The organism is Bacteroides sp. f07 (assembly GCF_042854785.1).
Taxonomy (GTDB): Bacteria; Bacteroidota; Bacteroidia; order Bacteroidales; family Bacteroidaceae; genus Bacteroides.
The window spans coordinates 2,637,185-2,659,836 of the sequence record NZ_BAABXI010000001.1; the positions used below are offsets into that span (position 1 = coordinate 2,637,185).

Sequence of the window (22,652 nt, forward strand, 5' to 3'; positions counted from 1 at the left end):
TCTATATATTCAATGATTCCATTAGAAATATTTTCGCCTTCTCCCTCTCTATATCCAACATTTGATTCACTTTCGCAAAATCTACCGGGGCATACAACATTTTATCTGTTACATCTTCCAATGAATGCACCCAACGTTCTTCCAACTTAAATTTCTTCAGCAAGGAAGTAAGCCGCGCCATGCCACGCTCTCTATTCGCCATCACGACAAAAGGCTTATTAAAAAGAATCGAGAAAACTGTGCCATGAAAAGAATCCGTAATAACATATTCTGCATCCATAAATCCACGCAGCCAATCTGTTACAGGAGGAAAAACACATTGATTAATATATTTCTTTCCTACTTGACTAAAATTCATTTCTGGCATCACAACATTTGGAGACAAACCTAAAGTTTGAGAGACTTTTCGAACAATAGCTTGCTTCTTTTCCGACTGATCCAACACATACGTCATTAATTTATTCCCAGAAGCAGAAGTCTGCTCTTGCTCTACCAAATAAATATAATCTTCTTTATTCAAAAGCATCGTCGGATCTAACAAATGGACCGCATCAACACCTAAATACTTTTTGCACAATGCAACTCCACAATCTTCACGAACGGAAATTGCATCAAATTGCTTAGCTAAAGCAGCACATCGCCTCGTCTGCTTCCTAGAAAACTCCCAATCCGAAGTTCCAAAAGAAGCTGCATAAGCTATACGTTTCACACACTGACCAACTGCAAAATCCAAAAAGTAATTAGACAAGCAATAAGAATATATAGGACGCCAAACTTGATCGCTACCTACTATATAAGCATCAAAATGATACTTGTGAAATTCTTCTTTTGTATTTGATGAAATGGGTTCCGTAGTCGTTATATATTTACGAATAAACGGAATAGTTTTCTGAGCAATACTCTGTTCTTGTTTGTCTGTAGGATAATAAAGCCCTTTATACTTTATCAGACGTGCAATCAACTGTTTCACTTTAACTATTAAAGGACGTTTCCATTTTCTATCCTCTGTCCATACCTCATGTCCCATTCGCTTCAATACTGTTTGTAATGCATAAGCCTGAAGCAATCCACCATAATTAGTATGAAGAGGTTGGGTCAATATACAAATTCTCATCATGCCAAATTGTATTTTCTATATTCCTTTATCAAAGTACATCTCTAATTTAATTTCTTCATCAGTTTTTGCATCTTACCACTCACTCTATGCATCAGTCTATTCCACCATCCTTTTCTCAATGCTTTATTTATAGCTCTACTTACACTATATTTTTCCAACAATGAAAAGAAATAATCTCTATTAGGATGTGTATGTGGAGATTTTTCCAATGGTGAATTTCCAATAAACACTTCTTGATAAGTTACCTTATGAGAATTTTCAAATAAAATTCCTTTTACCTTTTCCAAAAGCTCCGGATTATAAATCAATACTGCACTAACCCCCTTATCGTCATCATAATACGGTAATATTTTTTGTATTTCCCAAAAATCACCCAATGTTATATCAGACTCGCTCTTGCCACACTTACTAGGACAGTCATAGCAAGATGGCCGTAAATATAAGTCACTAAGAAAACCTTTCATATAAATATTTTCAGAGAAGACATCCGAAAGTAGAATTTGTTTTTTCTTTTCATTGGAATCAGTTAAAGTTATAGCTAGGACAAAACTGAATTTTTTCCAGCCTGAGCGTTTATCTCTAAAGAAAATATTACTTATGTGTTTTTTACCGTAAATATCATTAGCAAACAATATTTTCTTTCTACCCTCACTCGCCACTTTCTCGTCTAAGTAATTTTGCCAGACCTTCGGACTCGGAACACCATGACAAATAATATCTAACGTCACAAGATTTTTATAATCTTTAAATAGATATCTTTTTAGTCCGGCTATCTGACAAGGAGTACCGGAAAATAAGACTAAACGCCCCTGTTTTAAAAATAGCTTTACCTGTGCATAACTATTGCCGATATGACTTTGAACATATTTACTTCCACGAAATGCACTCAATCCTTCTTTCGTCTCTGTATAATCATGCACTACCTGCCATTTATCATTAAAACGTGCTCCAAAAACAACTCCATTTTTTTCCAATATATATTCTGAAAGCAATGAAAAAATCCCTCCTGAAGAACTTAACAAACGTACTTTTTCATTAGAATTCTTTGCAGCCAAAACCACAAGTGGCTGTCTCAATTCCCCCTGGTTAATGACAGGACATACTTTTTCGCATAATCCACAATTTATGCAAATACATTGATCAATGTGAGGGTACAAGAATCCTTCTTGATCCTCTCGCATTGCAATACATTTCTTAGAACAAACCTGAACACACGCATTGCATCCACAACAATCTTCTTTTTTAGTTAAAACTATCATTTCAACATATGTTTTACTTTCAAAACTAGATTTCTCAAAATCAAATACAACCAAGGAATTTTGATTACTACTTTCAGCAAATATTCTTTAAAGGTTAACTTGTCAGAAATAGTTAGTTTTTTACTAAAAAGTTCAACATCCTTTTGATTACAATATTTAAGACTTACTTTCAATCTCTCGCGTAAGTACTTAATACGTATAGTCTCTTTTAATCTTTCTTTTTCGGAATCACACAAATCATTTATCTTGTCTAAAGTATATAGAATTGTATTTTCGTAAGAAGATATTTTCGATATCTCCTGATTATATCTTCTGTATTGTCCACGTGAATGAGAGTCTGAACGCTCTAATACACTGAAATAAGAATCTGCTAATGTATAGCATTTGAAAGAGAAGAGTAGCGGCAATAACATCTGCCAGTTCTGACCAGCATCCTTACTGACGTAAATTTCGCGGGATGGATTTACTCTGTCTAAGGCACATAACTTAATCACATAATTTCCTGGAGGCCATATAAAGCTCGTACTATATAAGCAATTATAAAATTGGTTACAATCAAGATTAATACCCTTAGTTTGAACATAACCTTTCATATTCTTTTCATGTACATAAGTAGGCAAGCATCTTACAGCACCATAGTCATTACTCAGTTCTCTAAATTTACGGACAAAAGAAGAAATGGCATCCGATCTATTATAAAAATCATCACTATCAGGCCAAGCCAGAAATTCTCCTTTTACCCATTTCAAAGCATTATTTATAGCTGCCGATTGTCCTTGATTACTTTGATAAGTGTATTCGAGGCTGTATCCACGTTTCTCAAATAGGGGGATATAGGACAGTATCACTTTTTTTGAATTATCTGTGGAGCCATCATCTACCACAAGCATTTCTACAGAAGGATAATCTTGCTTGAGTATGGAATCTAACAGACGATGAATAATCTCTCCGGTATTGTAACAGGGGGTTATAACACTGACTAAACCTTCTTGCATATTTTATTTTTGATATATTGAACAGTCATGATTCTCATCGATTTATTCAATGCGACATAAAAGCCCAATAAAATAACAGCTATCGTTGAAGCAATGGATATAATAATGAAACGACAGAAACCTTCTTCATGAATGAATCCTTTCACCCACCATACTAAACCCGATGAAGCTAAAAGAACGACCATACAGCGTATAAAAACGGTATATATATAATTCTTAAAAGAGAATGCAGGTATATATTTATGTATTGTCCATACATTTGACAAGAGTCCAATCATTACTGCTATTATATTAAACAGATAAGATGTCACAGGAGATAACCCTAATTTAAAACCTATATAAGAGACAGGGATTACTGATAAGTATAAAGTGCCGTTAATCAAACTTGGCCGCTTGATTTTTCCAGTTGCATGGGCTGCAGTTACAACTACAACAGACATTGTTGCAAAAAAATTGAATAACAGTGTACACACACAGAATTGCACAGTATATTCAGGTACAGTCTTCAACCATAATGATAAAACAAAATGCATTTCTGCAATTAAAGGCAATGATAACAGTAACAATAATAGAAATGTCAATTTTGAAGCATTCATTACCAAACTAACCATACGTGAGTATTCTCCGGTAGCATAACTTTTTATTATTTGCGGCTTTACAGCTATAACAATATTTCCGGCAAAACTCATTACAGCTCCCTGTACTTGACCGGCTATACCACTTGCTGCATTCAATAGTGGTCCGAAAAATGTATTAAGCAACATATTTACACCTTGCGTACGGGCTACTGTCGACATATTACCATATAAATCCCATCCAGAAAAGGAAAGTATAGGCTTAACGTTTTCAAAATGCCATTGATAGAGTAACTTACTTTCGTCAAAGTGACGAACACAATATAAGCGGTAAATATATGCAACTATGGTCGAAACTAGAAAGATTAGTAATGCGTAAAAAATCAATTTATCAAAGTCTCCTGCAACCAATAAAAAAACTATCAACAATTTAAGTATGACATTCAGTATTTCTACATAAGCATATACATCCATCTTCTCATGAGCTATTATACATGCATTATAAGGTACTTGTGTGACTGATACAACAGCGGAAAGTATGGAGAACTGATATACCCACATTGCTGCATTCATTCTGTCGGCTGGTATCACAAGTTGTGTTTTCAGAAACCAAAGTCCAATAGTTTCGGCTATCAGAATTATTAATAATGCAATAGTTATATGGATTAATAATGCAGAATTGAAAGTGATTCTCAATTTATCCTTATTATTCTCCCCCATTTCATACATCAAAAAACGTGCTGTAGCTCCACTCATTGATGCATTAAGAAAAGAAAACATAGCAACAATTCCGCCGACCACATTATAAATGCCAAAATCTTCAACGCCCAAAACTTGTAACACGACACGCGAAGTATAGAGAGTTACAGTCATAATCAAGAGCATTCTTATATAAAGTAAGGCTGTATTTTTTGCTATTCGCTTATTGTTTTCGGATATGACTGATATCATTATACTGTATTATATAAGAACAATAATAAAATATAATCTTTACATCTTAACTTCATTCTTGAAAGCACTCATAAACGCCTTACCTAATAAGAACCAACCGATGGTACCGAAAATAGATAGAAATACAAATAGAAATATATAAATACTCCTCCTCATACTTGAAGATTCAATAGGTACAACCGCTGGTTCCACTATCGCAAAAACGGGCTTCCCCTCTTGTACTTTAGCTCTAGCTACCTGCAATTGATTAGCTACTTGACTATAAACTTGATAAAACAAGTTCATATCATTTTGTAACCGCTCCTGTTCCGCACGTACACTTTGAAGAATTAAATTATCATGTGCATCCACATAATCTGCATATTTTTTTTGAGCTACATAATACTCTTGCTTTCGCTCTTCAAATAGCTTTTCCAAATAAACACAATCTTCTTTTGCTTTTGAAGTCCGGTATGAAATAATATATTCTTGCAAACGATGAACTACGGAATCTGCAACAATCGCAGCTACTTTAGGATCTTGTAAAGTAACATTCACACTAGTGATAGCTGTTTTCTTATCAACTGTAGCCGTAATCTTTTTCTTTAACGCACCAATTTGAGCATTTTCGTCCTTTGTTAAGATTATTAATCTGCCTTGTAGTTTCTCCTTAGAAGATATTTCTTCTTGAATAAACCAAGACTTTACCAGACTATTAATGATTCCCGGCAAACCTATTACATAGTTCCACCAAGGTGATGACTCTGTCATCAAATAGGCAGAAAGCATTTTTGGTTCACCTTCGTTGTCAACGACCTCCATATTCAGTAACTCCAACAAAAAAGGAGTAGAAGATACGATATCAGATGATAAGGATGCATTTAAAGCATCAGTACCACTCTTTATACCAGTCCCCCCTCCCAAAAAAGAGGCGGCTACCCCAGCTATTCCACTATTTCCTTTCTCACCTCCCATCTCCGGTGAAAGTGTAACTCTTACCGTATATTCTTTAGGAATGCTTAATCCCACAATAATACCAATCACTAAACCGATAATAACTGCTTTATAAAGTTTCTTACGAATAGCTATTATTTTACGAATGATATCCAGTATATCAATCTCCAACTCTTTCGATTCCTCCTGCAATGATTGCTCTGACATAATTATCATTTCTTTATCAGATTAGCAATAGAAGCAATCATCATTCCCAATGAACTGAATGAAGTAGCATACCCTAGAATATTGCCGATATTCGCATTCTTCTTAGTCTTGCCAGGTACAATAATCTCACATCCCGGTTCTACCTGCTTTTTACCACTACCTTTCACCTTCGTTACCTGACCATTCATATAAACGATGAACTTCTTGCTTTTCTTCGCATTATCAGAATACCCGCCTGCTTGATTCAAATAATAGTCCACACTCTTACCGCTAATATAAGAAACTGTATTTGGAACCATCACAGCACCGTTAATAGTAACCGTATTATTATTTTTAGGAATTGAAATTACATCACCTTCACGCAACACAATATCGGCAGAACTTCCCGGTTTATCCAGTGCTTTTTCCAAATCGATACCAACAGTAAAAGTATCTTCAACACGGACACCCAAAGAATCAAGCATAGCTTCTCCCAATTGGCGACTCATCAAACGAATCACATCCCCCATACGTTTCTTCTCGCCGGCATTGGCTACACGAGTCAGTTTTGCACCACGCAAATAGGCGTAGTTCGTTACACCTCCGGCTTTGCTAATTAAATCAGAAAGACGTTCCTCACGGCTGGTCATAGCATAAGAACCGCCAAAAAGGATTTCCCCCTCTACCACTACATTCTGTTGGGGTTGATAGCCGGGACTTCGACGTACATAAACCTCGTCATAAGGTTGAAGTACAAATCCCGGCTTCCCATCCACCACAAACCCCTCTTTCAGGGAAAATGTATATATCTGACCGATTGTATCGTTGTCTACGATGCTTCGGGGATTTTTGATTCTGCGCGATACATCCACACGGACAATGGAAGCTGCTTCACGCAAACCACCAGCCTGAATGACAAGGTCTTCGAGCGTCATATTATCCGCATAGGGATAAGAGTCCGGCTGGGCCACTTCGCCGTGGATGACAACATTTCCTTTATCCTCCAAATCATGAATACTAGGAATATAAAGAATGTCGTTTTTCATTAAGATAATATTTGGGGAAGTACCGTCCATGATTGCTTTGATATCCACCGGAACAACTTCCGTTGTGAGGTCTTCCCGTTGACGGTAAAGAACAGCACGGTTCAGGAAAGCATCCCCTGTAAGACCTTGTGACTCGCAAACAAGCTCGCGAACGGTATTCAGTTTGCCGTTCAATTCATAAATTCCCGGACGGTAGACTGCACCACGGATTTCAAGCTTGTTGACAAAACGGTTGAGGATAGCTTCGGCTGTCACAACATCACCGTTTCTCATTTTATAAACACTGTAATCTAAATCCTTGACTGTATTTACTTCATACTCTTGCCCGTTCTGACGCACTACCCGCAAAGAACGGGTATAGGCATCCGCCTCAAATCCACCGGCATAACCGAGAAGAGTAGATAACGATTCGCCCTGCTTCATTTCGAAACGCATCGAACGCTTTACTTTTCCATCAATCTTTACCAAAACTTCATAAGCGGGAACAATGACCACATCACCTTCCTGAAGACGAATGTCATCTTGAACATTTCCCTTCATTATGAATTGGTAGACATCAATCGCAGCGATGTTCTTACCGCCCCTTACCAACTGGACATTGCGAAGGCTTCCTATATCACTGACTCCCCCTGCCCGATAGAGCGCATGAAACACAGTAGAAAAGGATGACAAAGCATAAGTGCCGGGCTGAACAACTTCACCCATCACATTGATCTGAATCGTACGTATGTTGCCCAGTGTCAGACGAATATCTGAAGTCGGGTCGACCGTATTATTAAGACCATTATATATCTTATTTAATGTTTTCTTGAGATAATTATTGGCTTCCGTAATCGTCAGCCCGTTCAAATTGACGGGGCCGATTTTCTGAATATTGATAGTACCGTCAGGAGAAATCTGCTGACGAATGGTGTTCTGGCTGGCTCCCCAAATATCAATAATCACCTCGTCACCCGGACCAAGACGGTAGTTTGAAGGAGTAGCAAGGTTAACACTAGGTTCAAAAGTCAAGTTTCGGGTATTGAATATATTTCTTCCGAAGACCTGGTTTCCACGTGCGAGGTCTTGTATACCCGGACGGTCTTCCAGCATATCGGAAGTATTTTCTTTCATTTCTTCACGCAGACGCGATTCATTAACGTCAGTGCCGGTGGCATTGGAAGTATTTACATTATTCTGACGTTCATATAGCTGCTTCACACGCATCGCCTGCTCCTTGGTCACACCTTTACGCGCCAGTTCCGAGGCCAATTGCTTTTGTTCTTTCCCTTGTCTGATGCCGTCTTTTACATATTCAAGGACTTGAGGGTCGCTCATGCCCTGAGCCATCAAAGGAGAAGAAACTCCCAGAATCAGAATAAACAGAAATGTACTAAAGTTTTTTTGTATTGTCATTGGTAATTCTTGTAGATTCTACATAACCGATCGGCATATCCACGCAAGCACAACCAAGCATATTCAAGCGAACTGCAATTTTACTCTTGCCTCCTATCGTGACAAGTTCGCCAACAAGTCCGCTCAGAGGACCTTTGATGACACGGACTTTCTCGCCACGCGCCAAAGGAGAATCGTTCATACAAACTGCTTCATCGGAATAATCGAGCATGAAACGGAAACGTGCCATCTGCTCATCGGGAATAACTGCCGGAGTGCTTTCCCCACGCATCACCATATAACGGCTGACCGTAGAAAATGAAAGGACTTCCATACGTTCTTTAGGATCGGCATGAACGAATACCATCATCGGAAGCAGTACAGTATTGACAACTTTACGACGGTCGCTCCATTGATGCACCTCTTGCTGGACAGGAACGAAAGTTTCGATTCCCATCTTAAACAAACGCTCGGCTACTTTCTTCTCGTGATGCATACGAACCAATGCTACATACCAGCGTTTTGAGTGCGCTACGCCTTCCCCTGTCCCACAACCGGGCACGGTGCTAATAGACTTTTCCTTTGTGAAAATCATATTTTTTTACCCCATGTTTATCCGTTACTTCTTAGGTAACGGATTTTTATTTGCTACAAAGATAGATAAAAATAATAATAGGAAACAAGCAAAAACTTCTTTTTTTCCTTTTTCTCTTAAATATAACCACATAAAAGTTTCTGAACATGGGGAATAATCCCTTCATGCTCTGTGACTTTCTGTTTCCTAACTTCAAAAAACGTTTGTTTTGAAGATTAGGTATCCATTTCCTTTCTTCCCTCATGTTGCCTTTTTTCCTTTTTATTGTATTTGTATGCGTTCTGGCCGTATATCATCCGTTACCTAAGAAGTAACGGAACTATGAAGTCCCTAAACCCTAATACTTTAGCTACATCATTCCGAGCTTATTTAAAACTCTTCACGTAAGAATAATTCAACTTATTTACTTTTGTTCTCTCTTCCAGTTCAAAGCCTTTTAAATAGATTTGTGTTGTCTTGATTGATTTATGCCCCAGCGATTCGCTTATCATTTCGATAGGAACCCCTCTGTACTTCGCAGTGGTGGCCCAAGAATGACGTAACGTATAAGACGTTACGGACGAGCGTATCCTCAACTGCCTCGACAGGCACTTCAAATCATTGTTAAAACGTCTCAAAGCCGACTGATACTCGCGATACGCCTTTTCCTCAGTTTTCTTATATTCACCGCTCAATATTCGGAAAAGATAGTCGTTTTTGCCGGAATTAGCCACACTATATTCATTGCACAAACGGGCAATGGCATCCTGCGCCGAATCCAGAATTTCGATGCTCATAGGCGTACCGGTTTTCATACGGTTGTACTTCAAAAGTCCCTGCTCCATATTAGACTTTTCCAAATGGGCGAAATCCACAAAAGGCATACCGCAGAACTGGAATAACAGATTGGCGACAGCCTGCGTATGGCGAAGTTTCTCCGTCTTCGGATCTTCATTCAGCAGCGTATGAAGCTCGTGTATCGGAATCGCCTTTTTCTGCCGGGTATCGACACCTGTAAACACATCCCGGAACAAGCCTGGTATATAAGGAGCCTGCCTACTGTCGACACCACGGTTGTAGATACAACGCAGCATACGCATATATGTAGAAATCGTATTAGGCTTCAAACGCAAAGCCACCAAATAGTTGCTATACGCCTTCAACGTATCACGGGTCACCTTACCGAAAGTAAGGTTTTGATTCCCGCAAAATTTCGAGAAAGAACGGATAGCATGTTTGTACACATGCGCCGTTGAATAACGGCCCTCCTTCCGCAAACGCTCAATGTAATCGTTTGCACAATTAGTAAACTGATTTTTCTTCATAAATAAATAATTACTCATCTGGTTAGCCATCAAATGACGGATTGAATATAACAAGATTACAGGTAAAATAGGTCACTATTTTAGGAATACTCACTGTTTCCCATTAAAATTCGAATATTTTCTAAAAAAAGAATCGCGATGATGCAGTATTCCGGGAATTTCTGCATTTACCTTACAAAGACAAGAAATAAAAAAGATAATCAGACCTATATCATAAGACCTAAAACCTAAGCTTGACAAGTGGGGAAAAAATAGGAAAGAGAGAGAGAGTTTTATTAACGTCCCCAAATGAGAACCCCCTGCTAACTTCACGGTCAGCAGGGGTTTTATTCAGAATTTAATAATGACAGAGTCAATGATGGCAGAGCTCAGAGTGGCAGCAGAGTTCAGAGTGACAACCAACGCACCCCACCGATACTCCCCTCTTCTACTTGCAGTATTTCTTAATCAGTTCGTCCACGTTCGGGTCGCCCAGTTCCTTCGCTTTCTTAAAGTTTCCGCAAGCCTCGTCCGTCTTCTTCAACTGTATCTGGCAAAGTCCCAGCAAACGGTAGGCTTCACCATACTTCGGATCTGCCTTCAGGATACCATTCAAAATTTGAATAGCCTCTTCATAGCGTCCTACGCGCAGATTTACCACAGCATGCTCAGCCTGATAAGTCAGGTCTGCCGGATTCAACTCGACAGCCTTCGCAATATCATCCAATGCACGTTGATATTGGCGTGCTTTCAAAGCAGCCTGTTCGCGATAATAATAGAATACATCATTCACCTGACCGTTGACAGCTTTAAAATAAGCATCATAATCAAGCATCGCATTTCGCGGTTCTCCGGCATTCATATTTATCTGTGCACGTTCCAGCAAATAAGGGGCAAAGTCGGCGGTAATCGGTTGCGGGCAACGGGCGATGCAGCTATCCATCAATGCCAGAACTTCTTTCGGTTTGGCTTTCATCAGCTCCTTCGTCTTGGCAGTACTGAAAAACGTGGCAGCAGAAGCCATATTGCTGGCATTTACTTTTTCATAAGCCGCCAAAGCTCCGGCATAATCCTGCCGGGCAAATAAAATATCCCCTTCCAGTTGCACGTAGATAGGCAGCGGGTCGATAGCAATCGCCTGACGGACATTCTTCAAAGCAGTATCATACGTCCAGTCTTTATACGTTTTCTCCGGTTTCGATAGTTGATAAGCATACATCAGCTTACCTATATTATAATATACATCATCCTTCTTCTGCGCTATTTTCAGAGCCTGATTAAAGTCGGCAACGGCTTTATCGAACCAGGATTGATCGTCCTTACCTTTAGCTATGTAATAATTCGCACGGCGCAGATACCCATCTACATTAGCAGGAAACTGGCGGATAAAATCATCCAGCAACATACCGTAATCCTCTCCCGACAGGCTGGAAGAAGCCATGAACAAGTACACCAATGCTTGATCTTCCGTATCGGGCAACCCCTTCCGGATACCGATACTTTTCAGTGCCGCATCCCCCAAAGAAAGAGCGCTAATCTTCTGGGACATGGCAAAGGCAGCTCCGGCAGCATAGCAGGTAGTCACCGTGTCAAGTCCGGACGACTTCTGCGCGATACCGAACACCTGACCTTCCACGTTCATCACCGGACAGCTCACCATCTTGTCTTTCATCTGCATGCTCAACGTATAGTAATGATATTCGCCAGCCACCTTGGCAACCTCTTTCACCTTCCCCGATACACAAGCAATACTTTTCTGCGTAGAATAAGGAAGCATCCACGCATCAGCCCCCACTGCCGGCGCTGTTTTTGCCACCACCAATGCAGGAACTTTCTTTTCGGTAATAGCTACACGAAACTTGATAACATCATACATATCATTCGCCCCCAGTATGGTACTGACAGGCATTTGCTTGCCCTCGGCCGTGATAACCACCGCACGCTCGGCACCTTTAAAAAGAGAATAATCGGACAGAGCCAGCCCGTCTTCGGATACAAAAAATCCGTTTCCGGTATTCAGCATCTTATCATTCTTGTCGTAAGTCACCACAGAGAAGACAGCGCGTTTCGCCTTCTCTACCCATTTAGGAGTTTGTGCCATGCTTCCCTGTGCCAGAAAGACAAACAGCAAAGGCAGGATTAAAATCTTCTTCATATCAGTCGTTGTTTCTTTGTTTCACAGCTTCATAAATCAGGATACCGGCAGCAACGGAAACATTCAGAGACTCGATTGTCCCCAACATCGGTATCTTCACCCATTCGTCGCAGAGCGCCAGGTTCTCATAAGACACCCCCGTATCTTCCGCACCCATGATGATGCATAAAGGTCCTGTATAATCCGCTTTCGTATACTCATAATCCCCCTTCTCGGTGGCAGCCACAATACGGAAACCGCTGTCTTTCAAGTATTGCAGCGTCGAACGCAAATTCTGTTCACGACATACCGGAAGCGTATGCAACGCCCCTGCGGAAGTCTTCACGGCATCCGCGTTCACCGACGCACTGCCACGGGCAGGAATAATCACAGCATCTACGGCGGCACACTCGCAAGTACGGGCAATCGCACCAAAATTACGTACATCCGTCACCCCGTCCAGCATCACAAAAAACGGATTCTTACCCTGTTCGAACAAGAAAGGGACAAGATCTTCCGTCTTCTGATAAGTCACCGAAGAAATGAAAGCAATCACACCTTGATGATTCTTCCGTGTGATACGGTTGATACGCTCCACCGGAACACGCTGAACAGGAATCAGCAGACCTTTCAAAGCTGCAAAAAGTTCCTTGGAAAGTTCACTCTGAATGTCTTTCTTTACCAGAATTTTATCAATCTCTTTTCCAGCCTGAATGGCTTCTATCACGGCACGAACGCCGAAAATCATTTCACTTTTATCTAACATCGCGGTTATTTACTATTTTACTATTTACCAGTTAACTATTTGTCTGCCCCTAATCGCTACTTGCTGTTTAACAGAGCTTTGGCGTTACTGAGAGCGGCTTCGGTCAGCGTAGCGCCGCTCAACATATGAGCAATTTCCTCTACCCGTTCTTCATCGGTGAGACGGCGGATATGGCTATTCGTTTCCGTATCACTGTCTTTCTTATATACTTTATAATGCGCACGTCCGCGGGCAGCGATTTGCGGCAAGTGGGTGATGCTGATAACCTGGCGGTTCTGCTCGCCCATCTCCTGCATCATGTCCGCCATGCGGTCGGCTATCTCACCGGATACTCCGGTATCAATTTCATCAAATACGATAGTCGGCAACTTCACGGCTCCGGCAATCATCGCTTTGATGGAAAGCATGACGCGGGCTATTTCACCGCCCGAAGCCACGGAAGATATACTCTGCAACATACCGTTCTTATTGGCGGAGAACAGGAAATTGACCGTATCTTCCCCTTGCAATCCCGGTTCTTTCTTGAGTCCCATTTCCACCTGAAAACGAACGTTCGGCATTCCCAGCGGAACCAGTCGGGCAGCCAGTTGCTTTTCCACCTCACGGGCAGCCTTCGTACGGGCTTTGGTGAGCAGTTCCGCCTGCTGTTTCACTTGTTTGTACAGCTCTTCCTTGCAACCGGTCAATTCGGCAATACGGTCATCATAAGAAGTGATAGCGGATAGTTTGTTACGATACTCTTCCGTCAACGCTATCAGTTCGTCGAGTGTCTGCACGCGATGTTTCTGCTGCAGGGAATAAATCAGGTTCAACCGCTCATTTACTTCATCGAGCCGCATAGGGTTGAACTCTACGGAATCGCTTTGCGAAGAGACCTCGTGCGAAATATCTTTCAATTCGATATAAGCACTTTCCATCCGTTCAGTAAGTTCCTTGGCAGGCTGATACACCCTTTGCAGACTGTTCAGCGTGTTCAGGCTATCCTTCAAATAAGAAAGTAAACCACCTTCATCGGAAACAAAAGACTGTTCCACCCGATAAAGCCCCGCCTTGATTTCTTCCGCATGACTCAGCATTTCGGCTTCCTGTTCCAGCTCTTCCTGCTCGCCTTCGGAAAGGTCTGCTTCTTCGAGCTGCTCCAGTTGGAAACGGATATAGTCTTCATCCGCACGGCTTTTCTCCGCCAATGCCACCAACTCCGCCAATTCGCGCTCAGTCTGCTTCCATTCGGCATAACGGGCATGGTATTTCTCCAACGCAGCATCATTATGTGCCAAGATATCAAGCACATTCAACTGGAAACCTTCTTTATTGAGCAACAGATTCTGATGCTGTGAATGTACGTCAATCAACAGTTCGCCCAGTTCCTTAACCTGTGCCAGCGAAGCGGGAGTATCATTGATGAATGCCCGGCTCTTACCGGACGCATGCACTTCGCGACGCAAAATGCACTCCTCGTCATACTCCAGTTCATTATCTTCAAAAAATGGGCGCATACCGTAGCCCGATATATCAAAACGAGCCTCTATTATACATTTGGAAGCTCCACGACGAATGGCCTTCACATCAGCACGCTGCCCCAGCAGCAGTCCGATAGCTCCCAGAATGATTGATTTTCCGGCTCCCGTTTCACCTGTTATAACAGAGAAGCCTGTCTCGAAACCGATATCCAGCTTCTCTATCAATGCGTAATTCTGAATGTATAGCGAACGTAACATTGGAATAAATTGAGAGTTAAGAGTTGAGAGTTGAGAGTTCCAATCCATCAGCCAGACGGTCGACAATATCTTGCGCCACTTCCGTTTTCGGTTTCAGCGGATAATCCGTCCGGCCTTTCCGGTCGATGATACTGATTTTATTGGTATCGTAGCGGAAACCGGCCCCTGCGTCATTCAATGAATTGAGCACGATAAAGTCGAAGTTCTTGCGTTCCAGCTTGCCTTCGGCATTCTGCTGCTCGTCATTGGTTTCGAGGGCGAAGCCTACCAACACCTGTCCTTTTCTTTTCGTGGCTCCCAGAGCGGCTGCAATGTCCTTCGTTGCCCGAAGATGCAGTGTCAGTTCTTCTTCCTTCTCCCGCTTTATCTTCCTGCCGGCCACTGTCTCCGGACGATAATCAGCTACTGCCGCACAGAGAATTGCTGCGTCGGCATCAGCAAAACAGGCTTGCGAAGTGGCATACATTTCCTCCGCAGATTCCACATCGACACGGCAGATACGGGAGTGTTTCGTCTCCAGTTGCACAGGCCCCGCAATCAGCGTAACTTCCGCACCACGGCGGGCACATTCTTCCGCCAGGGCAAATCCCATCTTTCCCGAAGAGTAATTACCGATAAAACGGACAGGGTCTATCTTTTCGTAAGTCGGTCCGGCTGTTATCATAATCTTTCGTCCTTGCAACTCACCGCTTGCCGAGAAAAACTCGTCTAATGTGCGGATAATGACTTCCGGCTCCTCCATACGTCCCTTCCCTACCAGATGGCTGGCAAGCTCTCCCGTTCCCGGTTCGATAATATGATTGCCGAACGAGCGCAGTATATCCAAGTTCTTCTGAGTGGAAGGATGGGCATACATATCCAAGTCCATGGCAGGAGCTACGAATACGGGAGCTTTCGCCGAAAGATAAGTGGTTATCAGCATATTGTCGGCTATTCCGTTCGCCATCTTGCCGATGGTAGAAGCGGTGGCGGGCGCAATCAGCATGGCATCCGCCCACAAGCCGAGGTCAACATGACTGTTCCACGTACCGTCACGCTGGGCAAAAAACTCGCTGATGACCGGTTTGCTGGTCAAAGCCGAAAGAGTGATGGGAGTAATAAATTCTTTTCCCGCCGGAGTAATTACGACTTGCACTTCCGCCCCTTGCTTAATGAGTCCGCGGATAATATAGCAAGCCTTGTACGCGGCAATACTGCCGGTAATTCCAAGAATTATCTTTTTTCCTTTTAGCATTATTTTGTAATCAAATTACTCATTTCACGCAGACGGATTTTGGTCAATACCGCCTTAGTGTTCAGCGTGAAATCGCTGTTCAAAATCCAACTGTAATATCCGGGATCTTTCTTCAGAACCTCGGCTACGGACATTCCTTTGTATTTTCCGAAGTTAAACACTTCCACCCCATTATCATCATACACCATGCGTCCTGCAAAGTCCACATTCTTACTGTAACTGGAGTAATCTGCCAGATATGCAATATCATTCTCAAGGTCGGGATAACGGTCAAGTTGCGCCTTCAACACTTCGTAGGTAGCCCGTGTATCCGCTTCTGCGGTATGCGCATCCTCCAAATTCTTTTCGCAATAGAACTTGTAGGCGGCAGACAGGGTACGTTGCTCCATTTTGTGGAAAATCACCTGTACGTCTACAAATTTCCGCTTCGTCATGTCGATATCTACTCCGGCACGCAGAAACTCTTCCGCCAAAACCGGAATATCAAAACGGTTGGAGTTGAATCCAGCCAAGTCACAGCCCTCGATATCACGGGCAATGTTCTTTGCCACTTCTTTGAAAGTAGGACAGTCGGCTACATCCGCATCATAAATGCCATGCACGGCGGAAGACGCTTCCGGTATGTGCATTTCGGGATTGATACGCAGCGTTTTCGCCTCCTCGTTCCCGTTCGGGTACACTTTCAAATAACAGATTTCAACAATGCGGTCTGTGTTGATATTGGTTCCGGTCGTCTCAAGATCGAAAAAGACGATGGGGTTTTTCAGGTTTAATTTCATTTCTTGTTATTTTATAATCACCTCAGATTAAACAGATTCACACAGACTCAAATTCTCTCAAGGAAAATCTCATCTGTGTGAATCTGTCCAACCGTATAGTAAAATTTAATTAATCGTTCAGCATCATAGGCATCAGTAGCATCAACAGGTCTTCGTTCTCTTCCTGTTCGACAGGGATGATAACTCCGGCACGTGACGGGTCTGCCAATTCGATAACCACCTCGTCAGCCGAGATATTATTCAGGATATCAATCAGGAAAGTAGACTTGAAACCGATGCTCATTGGGGTACCTGCATACTGGCATACCTGCGTTTCTTCGGCAGAAGTGGAGAAGTCGATGTCCTGTGCGGAAATCACAATCTGGTTTTCCTGCATACGGAGCTTAATCAAACTGCTCGCTTGCGACGAGAAAATAGATACACGGCGTAGGGCACCTACCAACTGCTGGCGGTCTACGGTCACCTTGTGAGGGTTGTTTTGAGGGATTACCGAGTTGTAGTTCGGATAACGCCCTTCGATGAGACGGCACACCATGCGGTATTGTTCAAGCATGAATACGGCGTTGCGTTCGTCAAACTCAATAATCACGGTTCCCTGTTCTTTCGGCAGCAGGTTCTTCAACAGTGTAGCTGGTTTCTTCGGCAGGATGAAGGCTGCGCGTTCGTTGCCTTTGGCTGCCAACGTCTTGCAACGCACCAGTTTATGACCGTCCGAAGCCACCATGGTGATGTCTTCTGTTGTAATATCGAAATAAATACCGTTCATCACGGGACGAAGTTCGTCGTCGGCAGTGGCAAATACGGAACGGTTGATACCACCCAGCAATACCTCCGCATCCATTTCTACGCGGACTGCATTGTCGCCCAGCGTGGCCGACTGCGGAAATTCATCCGCGTTCTGCCCCATCAGGCTGTATTTTCCGTTCTGGTACTGCACTGTGATTTCGTAATTCTCCGGATTGATGTCAAATGTCAACGGTTGTTCCGGTATTTCTTTCAGTGCATCAAGCAATGTTTTCGCTACTACGGCAAAACGCCCGTTTGTATCGCCATTCACTTCAACGGTAGTCACCATCGTTGTTTCGCTGTCGGATACAGTCACAGACAATGTTCCGTCTTCCAGTTCGAAGAGGAAACAATCGAGAATTGGCAGCGCATTTTTTGAATTAATCACACGGCTGATGGCCTGTAAATGGCTGGAAAGAGCAGTACTTGAAACGATAAATTTCATATATTTTCGTGTATTTAAGTTTTAAATGTTCTATCGCACAAAGTTACGAAAAAAGATTCGTGCCACCCAACAAAACAAAAGAAAAAACAGAGTTTGTGTGAGGGATATTCCTAAAAAATCGTAACTTCGCCGCAGAATTTAAATTAATCGCAATGGAATTTACAGGAAAAATTATCGCTATACTCCCCCCGAGAGGCGGAGTTTCAAAGACTAGCGGCAACGAGTGGAAATCACAAGAGTTCGTTATCGAAAACCACGACCAATATCCGCGCAAAATGTGCTTCGATGTATTCGGTGCGGACAAAATCGAGCAGTTCAACATTCAGATGGGCGAAGAACTGACCGTATCGTTCGACGTTGATGCCCGCCAGTGGCAAGACCGTTGGTTCAACAGTATCCGTGCATGGAAAGTTGAACGTGTCGGCGCAGGTGCTCCGATGGCTCCGGGTGCTCCCGTTCCACCGCCGGCTCCGTCAGCTACTCCGGACTTCACACCGGGCGATGCAAAAGACGACCTGCCATTCTAATCTAAGCCGAAAAGTATTCCGCTTAACGATACAGATAAAAAAACTCCCGGTGAGAATGATTCTTGCCGGGAGTTTTTTTACGCCCACACTTTGTAAAGATTCCGCCACGGGCTAAACAGGCTTCATCCCAGGGATGAACGGCAGTCTGCTGCGGGACGGGAAAAATCTGCCCACGGGTTACGGAAGGAACCAGGCAACATCAACCACAGCACTTCTCCTTTTCTCAGAATCCCATCAGCAACAGCAGCAGCTTTTTCTCTTTCTTTTTCTTTCTGTTTTTTATATTCTTTTCTACTCTCTTCTCTTCTCTTGGGTTATGGTTGGGTTTTTACGCCCTGCCAGAAGGCGTTTCAGAAGTTTTTTTGATGCAAAAAAAGAGGCATACTTTTCGACTAGTTTTTTGTAGGTTTTCCGTAGATATTCCATTGGGGTTTCATTGGGTTTTCTACTTTTCAAATCCGGTAATTCTTAGTTGAAACGCCCCCTTCTTCCACATAGAAAAAAGACTGTCGAATGAGATTTCCGAGCAGGATTTTACTCGGTTTTATACCGCAAAACGATATTGGGATACACCACTCCATCAGCACAGGTGAACTGGGCAAAAAGTATAAAATTGCGAAAAAAACCGGAGTTGCGCAGGAAGAAATCCGGCACGAAATGGACTTGTTTTTCCGCCTGATGAAACAGGTGGTCGAAGTCTGCCATCAGCATGAAATGATAAGAATCGGAGAGGCTATCCATTCCTGCCCGGTACGCTATCGCTCCATCAAGTACGTCGCCTTTATCCAACTGGCGTATGTAGCGCGACAGGCTGTCTTCATCGGGAGCCAGCAATAGACGCCCGCCATAGAATACGGCATACATATGCGGTGTCGGTTTCACAAAGGTAGTTAGTTGCGTAAACAACGTTGTTTGAGGCAAGCGGTAGACGGGATATGCCTTATTGGCAGTATAACAAAAAGTTATACGGGGCGTCTTCGCCCCTTCTTCGGCAGGAGCAGTGTTGACAAGTGAGCGCAGCATCCGTTCTGCTTCCGTCACGTCCAGCACAGACAGACTCAGAACAGCCGCCGCACCCTGCAACGTGTCTTCACGCTGAAACAGACAGGCCACCAAATCGTGTCCGGTATTCTCCATCAGATAGCGCGACAATTCCCGGTTTCCTTCCTGCATCTCGGCAGTACGGCCTGCGGTCGCATATGCCTGCATGTCTCCGTAAGAGAGCAAGGACGTCCAGTCCGTGATGCTTTGTCTGCTGAAATAAAAAGCGGTAGAAGGCAATACTTCACCCGGAAATCCTTTCACGGATTCCTGTTGGCGGAGCAGGTTGATAAAGTTAAAGCAGGTATCCGCGTCATGGCTGACTCCTGTAAAATAGATAAAATCGTCCTTCATCTTCATATCGAACTCCGTCCATCCCATCATGCCGTTCACACGGGTGTATATAGTGGCGGCAGCCGTACTTTTCTTCGGAGCAAGCACTCCCGTGAACGTAGGGTCGTCCGCCAGCGAACCGCCTTTCTTATAGACATCAATAACGTCTTCCACCAATTTCTTTTGGAAACTCAACGCCATGAAATCGGGTGTCAGGTAGCAGGCAAGGAAATCGCCGTCCGACAGAGGGTAAATCATTATTTCCTCTCCTTTGTAGTCGAATTTCTTCGGTGGATAGAGCGACGAGATGTATTTCTGCGTGAATCTGTCAATCAATTCCCTGTCTCCATTTCCCAAACGGCAATAAAGCACTTGATTACGGTCATTATCCGGTTCGTGGAAGCTAATCAACATTTGATTCATTTGCCGGCTCAAGCCGTGGGGACTGTCTTCCGAAAGCGCATAGAGCGACTGTTTCAGGTAAGAGAAAAGTTTGGAGACGTGTAGGTATTGGTGATTCTTGCTACACGTCAAACCGTCTATCTCGGTGACAAACTCGAGCACGTCATCAGTTGCAAATACTGCGGAAGCGGTGGTCGGCACCAGTTCGTAGAGGTTGAAATCCTTCTGCCCTTCGGCTGCCGACAGTCTGAAAAAAGAGTATAGGGCGAAACCTGCGCACAAGAGTACAACAGAAGAAGTGACCGCTATTTTCACTATCGTACGAAGTTTCATAATATTCGCTGTTTATCGGTTAGGTGCAAAAATAATAAATTCTACAAAGAAAACAAAACTTTTGCTAAATATTTCACCGACAATCAGAGATGAATTTCCAATCCGTCATATGCCAGGTGAATATCCTCCGGGAGCTCCCGTTCAACCTCGGCATGCAAGCCCATGTCATGGCTCATATGTATAAAGTAGGTTTTCTTTGCCTGAATACGCCGCGCGACTGCCAACGCTTCCTCCAAACTCTGATGCGTGGGATGCGGGGCAATCCGTAGTGCATTCACTATCAAAACATCTATCCCCGCCAATTGTTCAAAAGATTCTTCGGGCATGGTCAGCATATCGGTGATATAGCCCAGTTTCCCGATGCGGTAGCCTAGAATCGGCAAGCGTCCGTGCATGACGCGCAGGGGAAGTATTTCCGTATGGTTAATAAAAAAGCTCTGTCCCGGCTCTATTTCCTGCAAAGGGATGTCGGGCACGCCGGGATAACGGTGGTCTACGAAACAGTAGGGCATGCGCAGGCGCAATGCTTCCGCTACATATTCTTCGGCATAAATCGGCACGGAACCGAAGCGGCAGAAGGGACGCAAATCATCCAGTCCGCCTACGTGGTCGTAGTGCTCATGCGTGATGAGCACGCCGTCTATCCGTTCGTAAGGGAGATGCAATACTTGTTCCCGGAAATCGGGACCGCAGTCTATCAGTATCCGTGCGTCGTCTGTCTCTACGATAGCAGACGTACGCAAGCGATTATCTTTCGGGGCGGCAGAAGTACAGACCGCACACGTACAGCCAATCTGGGGCACTCCTGTCGATGTTCCACTTCCTAAAATTATTACTTTCATTTCTCTTGTCACACAAAATTTACTTCAGGATGAATGTCTATGCCGAACTTCTCACGCACGGCAGCCCTCACAGCATCCGAAAGCGCAATAATGTCACTGCCTTCCGCCCCACCCCGGTTCACCAGGACAAGCGCCTGCTTATCGTGCACTGCCGCGGGGCCCAAGGCTTTTCCTTTCCATCCGCATTGGTCTATCATCCATCCCGCGGGGATTTTCACCCGCCCGTCAGGCAGTTCATAATAGGGCATCCTCGGATATTCCTGTTGCAAGGCCAGCAGTTTTTCTTTAGGGACGATGGGGTTCATAAAGAAGCTGCCTGCATTTCCCATTACCTTCGGGTCGGGCAACTTGCTTTCGCGGATGTCAATGATTACTTTCCGGACTACCGGCAACGTCAGTGCAGGGTATTTGTCAAGCTCCTGACGGATGGTTCCGTAGTCGAGTGTGTAATGTTCCTCTTTGCCAAGCCGGAAACGCACGTGGGTGACAAAGACCGACTTATTCTCAGGGCGCTTGAAGATACTGTCGCGATAGGCGTACCGACATTCTTCTACGGAATAAACGCGCTCCTCACCCCGAATGTTCACTGTCTCCACAGCGGTTATCAGGTCTTTCGCCTCGACACCGTAGGCTCCGATGTTCTGCACGGCACTTGCTCCCACTTCACCGGGAATCAAGGAGAGATTTTCCGCGCCGTACCATCCGTGTGCCACGCAGTATGCCACAAAGTCATCCCATACAACGCCTGCACCCACCCGCACGGACACGAAGCGCGAATCTTCTTCCGTCACTTCGATTCCTTCGATGCGAGAATGGAGTATCAACCCGTCATAGTCTTTGGTAAACAGCAGGTTACTGCCGCCACCTATATGCAAAAAAGGTGTCGTAACGGCACCTTGAGCAATCTGTTGTTGCAATTCTTCTACTGAAGTATATTCTAAAAAACGGGCGGCACTGACATCAATGCCGAATGTATTGTAAGACAAAAGAGAATACAT

General features: G+C 43.5%; 18 protein-coding genes. 1 reads left to right on the forward strand and 17 read right to left on the reverse strand.

What is annotated here, in order from left to right; all coding sequences use genetic code 11:
• Position 1: 1 nt before the first annotated feature.
• The 14 genes from ACGHVY_RS10865 to dnaN form a co-directional block, all read right to left on the reverse strand.
• Entirely contained in the window at positions 2-1,117 is a 1,116-nt protein-coding gene (locus ACGHVY_RS10865) for a polysaccharide pyruvyl transferase family protein (RefSeq protein WP_390598975.1), read from the reverse strand.
• 41 nt (positions 1,118-1,158) lie between these two features.
• Entirely contained in the window at positions 1,159-2,430 is a 1,272-nt protein-coding gene (locus ACGHVY_RS10870; RefSeq protein ID WP_390598977.1) for a Coenzyme F420 hydrogenase/dehydrogenase, beta subunit C-terminal domain, read from the reverse strand.
• Entirely contained in the window at positions 2,373-3,371 is a 999-nt protein-coding gene (locus ACGHVY_RS10875; RefSeq protein WP_390598979.1) for a glycosyltransferase family 2 protein, read from the reverse strand. The genes ACGHVY_RS10870 and ACGHVY_RS10875 overlap by 58 nt, the downstream gene beginning before the upstream one ends.
• A complete protein-coding gene (locus ACGHVY_RS10880; protein ID WP_390598981.1) occupies positions 3,356-4,819 on the reverse strand; it encodes a polysaccharide biosynthesis protein in 1,464 nt (487 codons plus the stop codon). Before ACGHVY_RS10880 ends, ACGHVY_RS10875 begins: the two co-directional genes overlap by 16 nt.
• 117 nt (positions 4,820-4,936) lie before the next feature.
• On the reverse strand, positions 4,937-6,037 hold the full coding sequence (locus tag ACGHVY_RS10885; protein WP_390598983.1) for a chain-length determining protein: 1,101 nt from the start codon (positions 6,035-6,037) through the stop codon (positions 4,937-4,939).
• Between the two features lie 5 nt (positions 6,038-6,042).
• On the reverse strand, positions 6,043-8,457 hold the full coding sequence (locus tag ACGHVY_RS10890; RefSeq protein ID WP_390598985.1) for an SLBB domain-containing protein: 2,415 nt from the start codon (positions 8,455-8,457) through the stop codon (positions 6,043-6,045).
• The gene (locus ACGHVY_RS10895; RefSeq protein ID WP_390598986.1) at positions 8,435-9,031 is read right to left on the reverse strand and encodes a UpxY family transcription antiterminator; all 597 of its coding nucleotides are present in this window, start codon (positions 9,029-9,031) and stop codon (positions 8,435-8,437) included. The genes ACGHVY_RS10890 and ACGHVY_RS10895 overlap by 23 nt, the downstream gene beginning before the upstream one ends.
• 365 nt (positions 9,032-9,396) lie before the next feature.
• Entirely contained in the window at positions 9,397-10,335 is a 939-nt protein-coding gene (locus ACGHVY_RS10900; RefSeq protein ID WP_390598987.1) for a tyrosine-type recombinase/integrase, read from the reverse strand.
• 427 nt (positions 10,336-10,762) lie between these two features.
• Positions 10,763-12,469, reverse strand: a complete 1,707-nt coding sequence (locus tag ACGHVY_RS10905; protein WP_390598988.1) for a tetratricopeptide repeat protein — start codon at positions 12,467-12,469, stop codon at positions 10,763-10,765.
• Position 12,470: 1 nt separating this feature from the next.
• A complete protein-coding gene (gene rlmB, locus ACGHVY_RS10910; RefSeq protein ID WP_308744237.1) occupies positions 12,471-13,214 on the reverse strand; it encodes a 23S rRNA (guanosine(2251)-2'-O)-methyltransferase RlmB in 744 nt (247 codons plus the stop codon).
• Between the two features lie 56 nt (positions 13,215-13,270).
• Entirely contained in the window at positions 13,271-14,932 is a 1,662-nt protein-coding gene (gene recN / locus ACGHVY_RS10915; RefSeq protein ID WP_390598990.1) for a DNA repair protein RecN, read from the reverse strand.
• 16 nt (positions 14,933-14,948) lie between these two features.
• Positions 14,949-16,166, reverse strand: coding sequence for a bifunctional phosphopantothenoylcysteine decarboxylase/phosphopantothenate--cysteine ligase CoaBC (gene coaBC / locus ACGHVY_RS10920; protein WP_308744235.1), 1,218 nt, complete (start codon positions 16,164-16,166; stop codon positions 14,949-14,951).
• Entirely contained in the window at positions 16,166-16,945 is a 780-nt protein-coding gene (locus ACGHVY_RS10925) for an exonuclease domain-containing protein (RefSeq protein WP_308744234.1), read from the reverse strand. The genes coaBC and ACGHVY_RS10925 overlap by 1 nt, the downstream gene beginning before the upstream one ends.
• Before the next feature lie 109 nt (positions 16,946-17,054).
• Positions 17,055-18,176 carry a DNA polymerase III subunit beta gene (gene dnaN / locus ACGHVY_RS10930; RefSeq protein ID WP_308744233.1) on the reverse strand — a complete coding sequence of 374 codons (1,122 nt, stop codon included), beginning with the start codon at positions 18,174-18,176 and terminating at the stop codon, positions 17,055-17,057.
• 152 nt (positions 18,177-18,328) lie between these two features.
• On the opposite strand from dnaN, the gene ACGHVY_RS10935 reads away from it, so the two are divergent.
• The gene (locus tag ACGHVY_RS10935) at positions 18,329-18,703 is read left to right on the forward strand and encodes a DUF3127 domain-containing protein (RefSeq protein WP_044653421.1); all 375 of its coding nucleotides are present in this window, start codon (positions 18,329-18,331) and stop codon (positions 18,701-18,703) included.
• A gap of 534 nt (positions 18,704-19,237) precedes the next feature.
• Here ACGHVY_RS10935 and ACGHVY_RS10940 read toward each other — a convergent pair.
• The 3 genes from ACGHVY_RS10940 to murB form a co-directional block, all read right to left on the reverse strand.
• On the reverse strand, positions 19,238-20,812 hold the full coding sequence (locus ACGHVY_RS10940; RefSeq protein WP_390598992.1) for a DUF3352 domain-containing protein: 1,575 nt from the start codon (positions 20,810-20,812) through the stop codon (positions 19,238-19,240).
• Positions 20,813-20,895: 83 nt separating this feature from the next.
• Positions 20,896-21,654: an MBL fold metallo-hydrolase gene (locus ACGHVY_RS10945; RefSeq protein ID WP_308744231.1), complete on the reverse strand. Its 759-nt coding sequence runs from the start codon at positions 21,652-21,654 to the stop codon at positions 20,896-20,898.
• 8 nt (positions 21,655-21,662) lie between these two features.
• Positions 21,663-22,652 (reverse strand): UDP-N-acetylmuramate dehydrogenase, encoded by a 990-nt coding sequence (murB, locus tag ACGHVY_RS10950; protein WP_390599674.1) that lies wholly within the window; start codon positions 22,650-22,652, stop codon positions 21,663-21,665.

Coding starts and splice junctions, on each gene's coding strand:
- ACGHVY_RS10940 (WP_390598992.1), bottom strand. CDS start 20,812: ATGAAACTTCGTACGATAGTGAAAATAGCGGTCACTTCTTCTGTTGTA.
- ACGHVY_RS10885 (WP_390598983.1), bottom strand. CDS start 6,037: ATGTCAGAGCAATCATTGCAGGAGGAATCGAAAGAGTTGGAGATTGAT.
- dnaN (WP_308744233.1), bottom strand. CDS start 18,176: ATGAAATTTATCGTTTCAAGTACTGCTCTTTCCAGCCATTTACAGGCC.
- ACGHVY_RS10895 (WP_390598986.1), bottom strand. CDS start 9,031: ATGATTTTCACAAAGGAAAAGTCTATTAGCACCGTGCCCGGTTGTGGG.
- rlmB (WP_308744237.1), bottom strand. CDS start 13,214: ATGTTAGATAAAAGTGAAATGATTTTCGGCGTTCGTGCCGTGATAGAA.
- ACGHVY_RS10925 (WP_308744234.1), bottom strand. CDS start 16,945: ATGAAATTAAACCTGAAAAACCCCATCGTCTTTTTCGATCTTGAGACG.
- ACGHVY_RS10880 (WP_390598981.1), bottom strand. CDS start 4,819: ATGACTGTAACTCTCTATACTTCGCGTGTCGTGTTACAAGTTTTGGGC.
- ACGHVY_RS10905 (WP_390598988.1), bottom strand. CDS start 12,469: ATGAAGAAGATTTTAATCCTGCCTTTGCTGTTTGTCTTTCTGGCACAG.
- ACGHVY_RS10865 (WP_390598975.1), bottom strand. CDS start 1,117: ATGATGAGAATTTGTATATTGACCCAACCTCTTCATACTAATTATGGT.
- murB (WP_390599674.1), bottom strand. CDS start 22,652: ATGTATTCTCTTTTGTCTTACAATACATTCGGCATTGATGTCAGTGCC.
- ACGHVY_RS10890 (WP_390598985.1), bottom strand. CDS start 8,457: ATGACAATACAAAAAAACTTTAGTACATTTCTGTTTATTCTGATTCTG.
- coaBC (WP_308744235.1), bottom strand. CDS start 16,166: ATGCTAAAAGGAAAAAAGATAATTCTTGGAATTACCGGCAGTATTGCC.
- ACGHVY_RS10900 (WP_390598987.1), bottom strand. CDS start 10,335: ATGAAGAAAAATCAGTTTACTAATTGTGCAAACGATTACATTGAGCGT.
- ACGHVY_RS10935 (WP_044653421.1), top strand. CDS start 18,329: ATGGAATTTACAGGAAAAATTATCGCTATACTCCCCCCGAGAGGCGGA.
- ACGHVY_RS10875 (WP_390598979.1), bottom strand. CDS start 3,371: ATGCAAGAAGGTTTAGTCAGTGTTATAACCCCCTGTTACAATACCGGA.
- ACGHVY_RS10945 (WP_308744231.1), bottom strand. CDS start 21,654: ATGAAAGTAATAATTTTAGGAAGTGGAACATCGACAGGAGTGCCCCAG.
- recN (WP_390598990.1), bottom strand. CDS start 14,932: ATGTTACGTTCGCTATACATTCAGAATTACGCATTGATAGAGAAGCTG.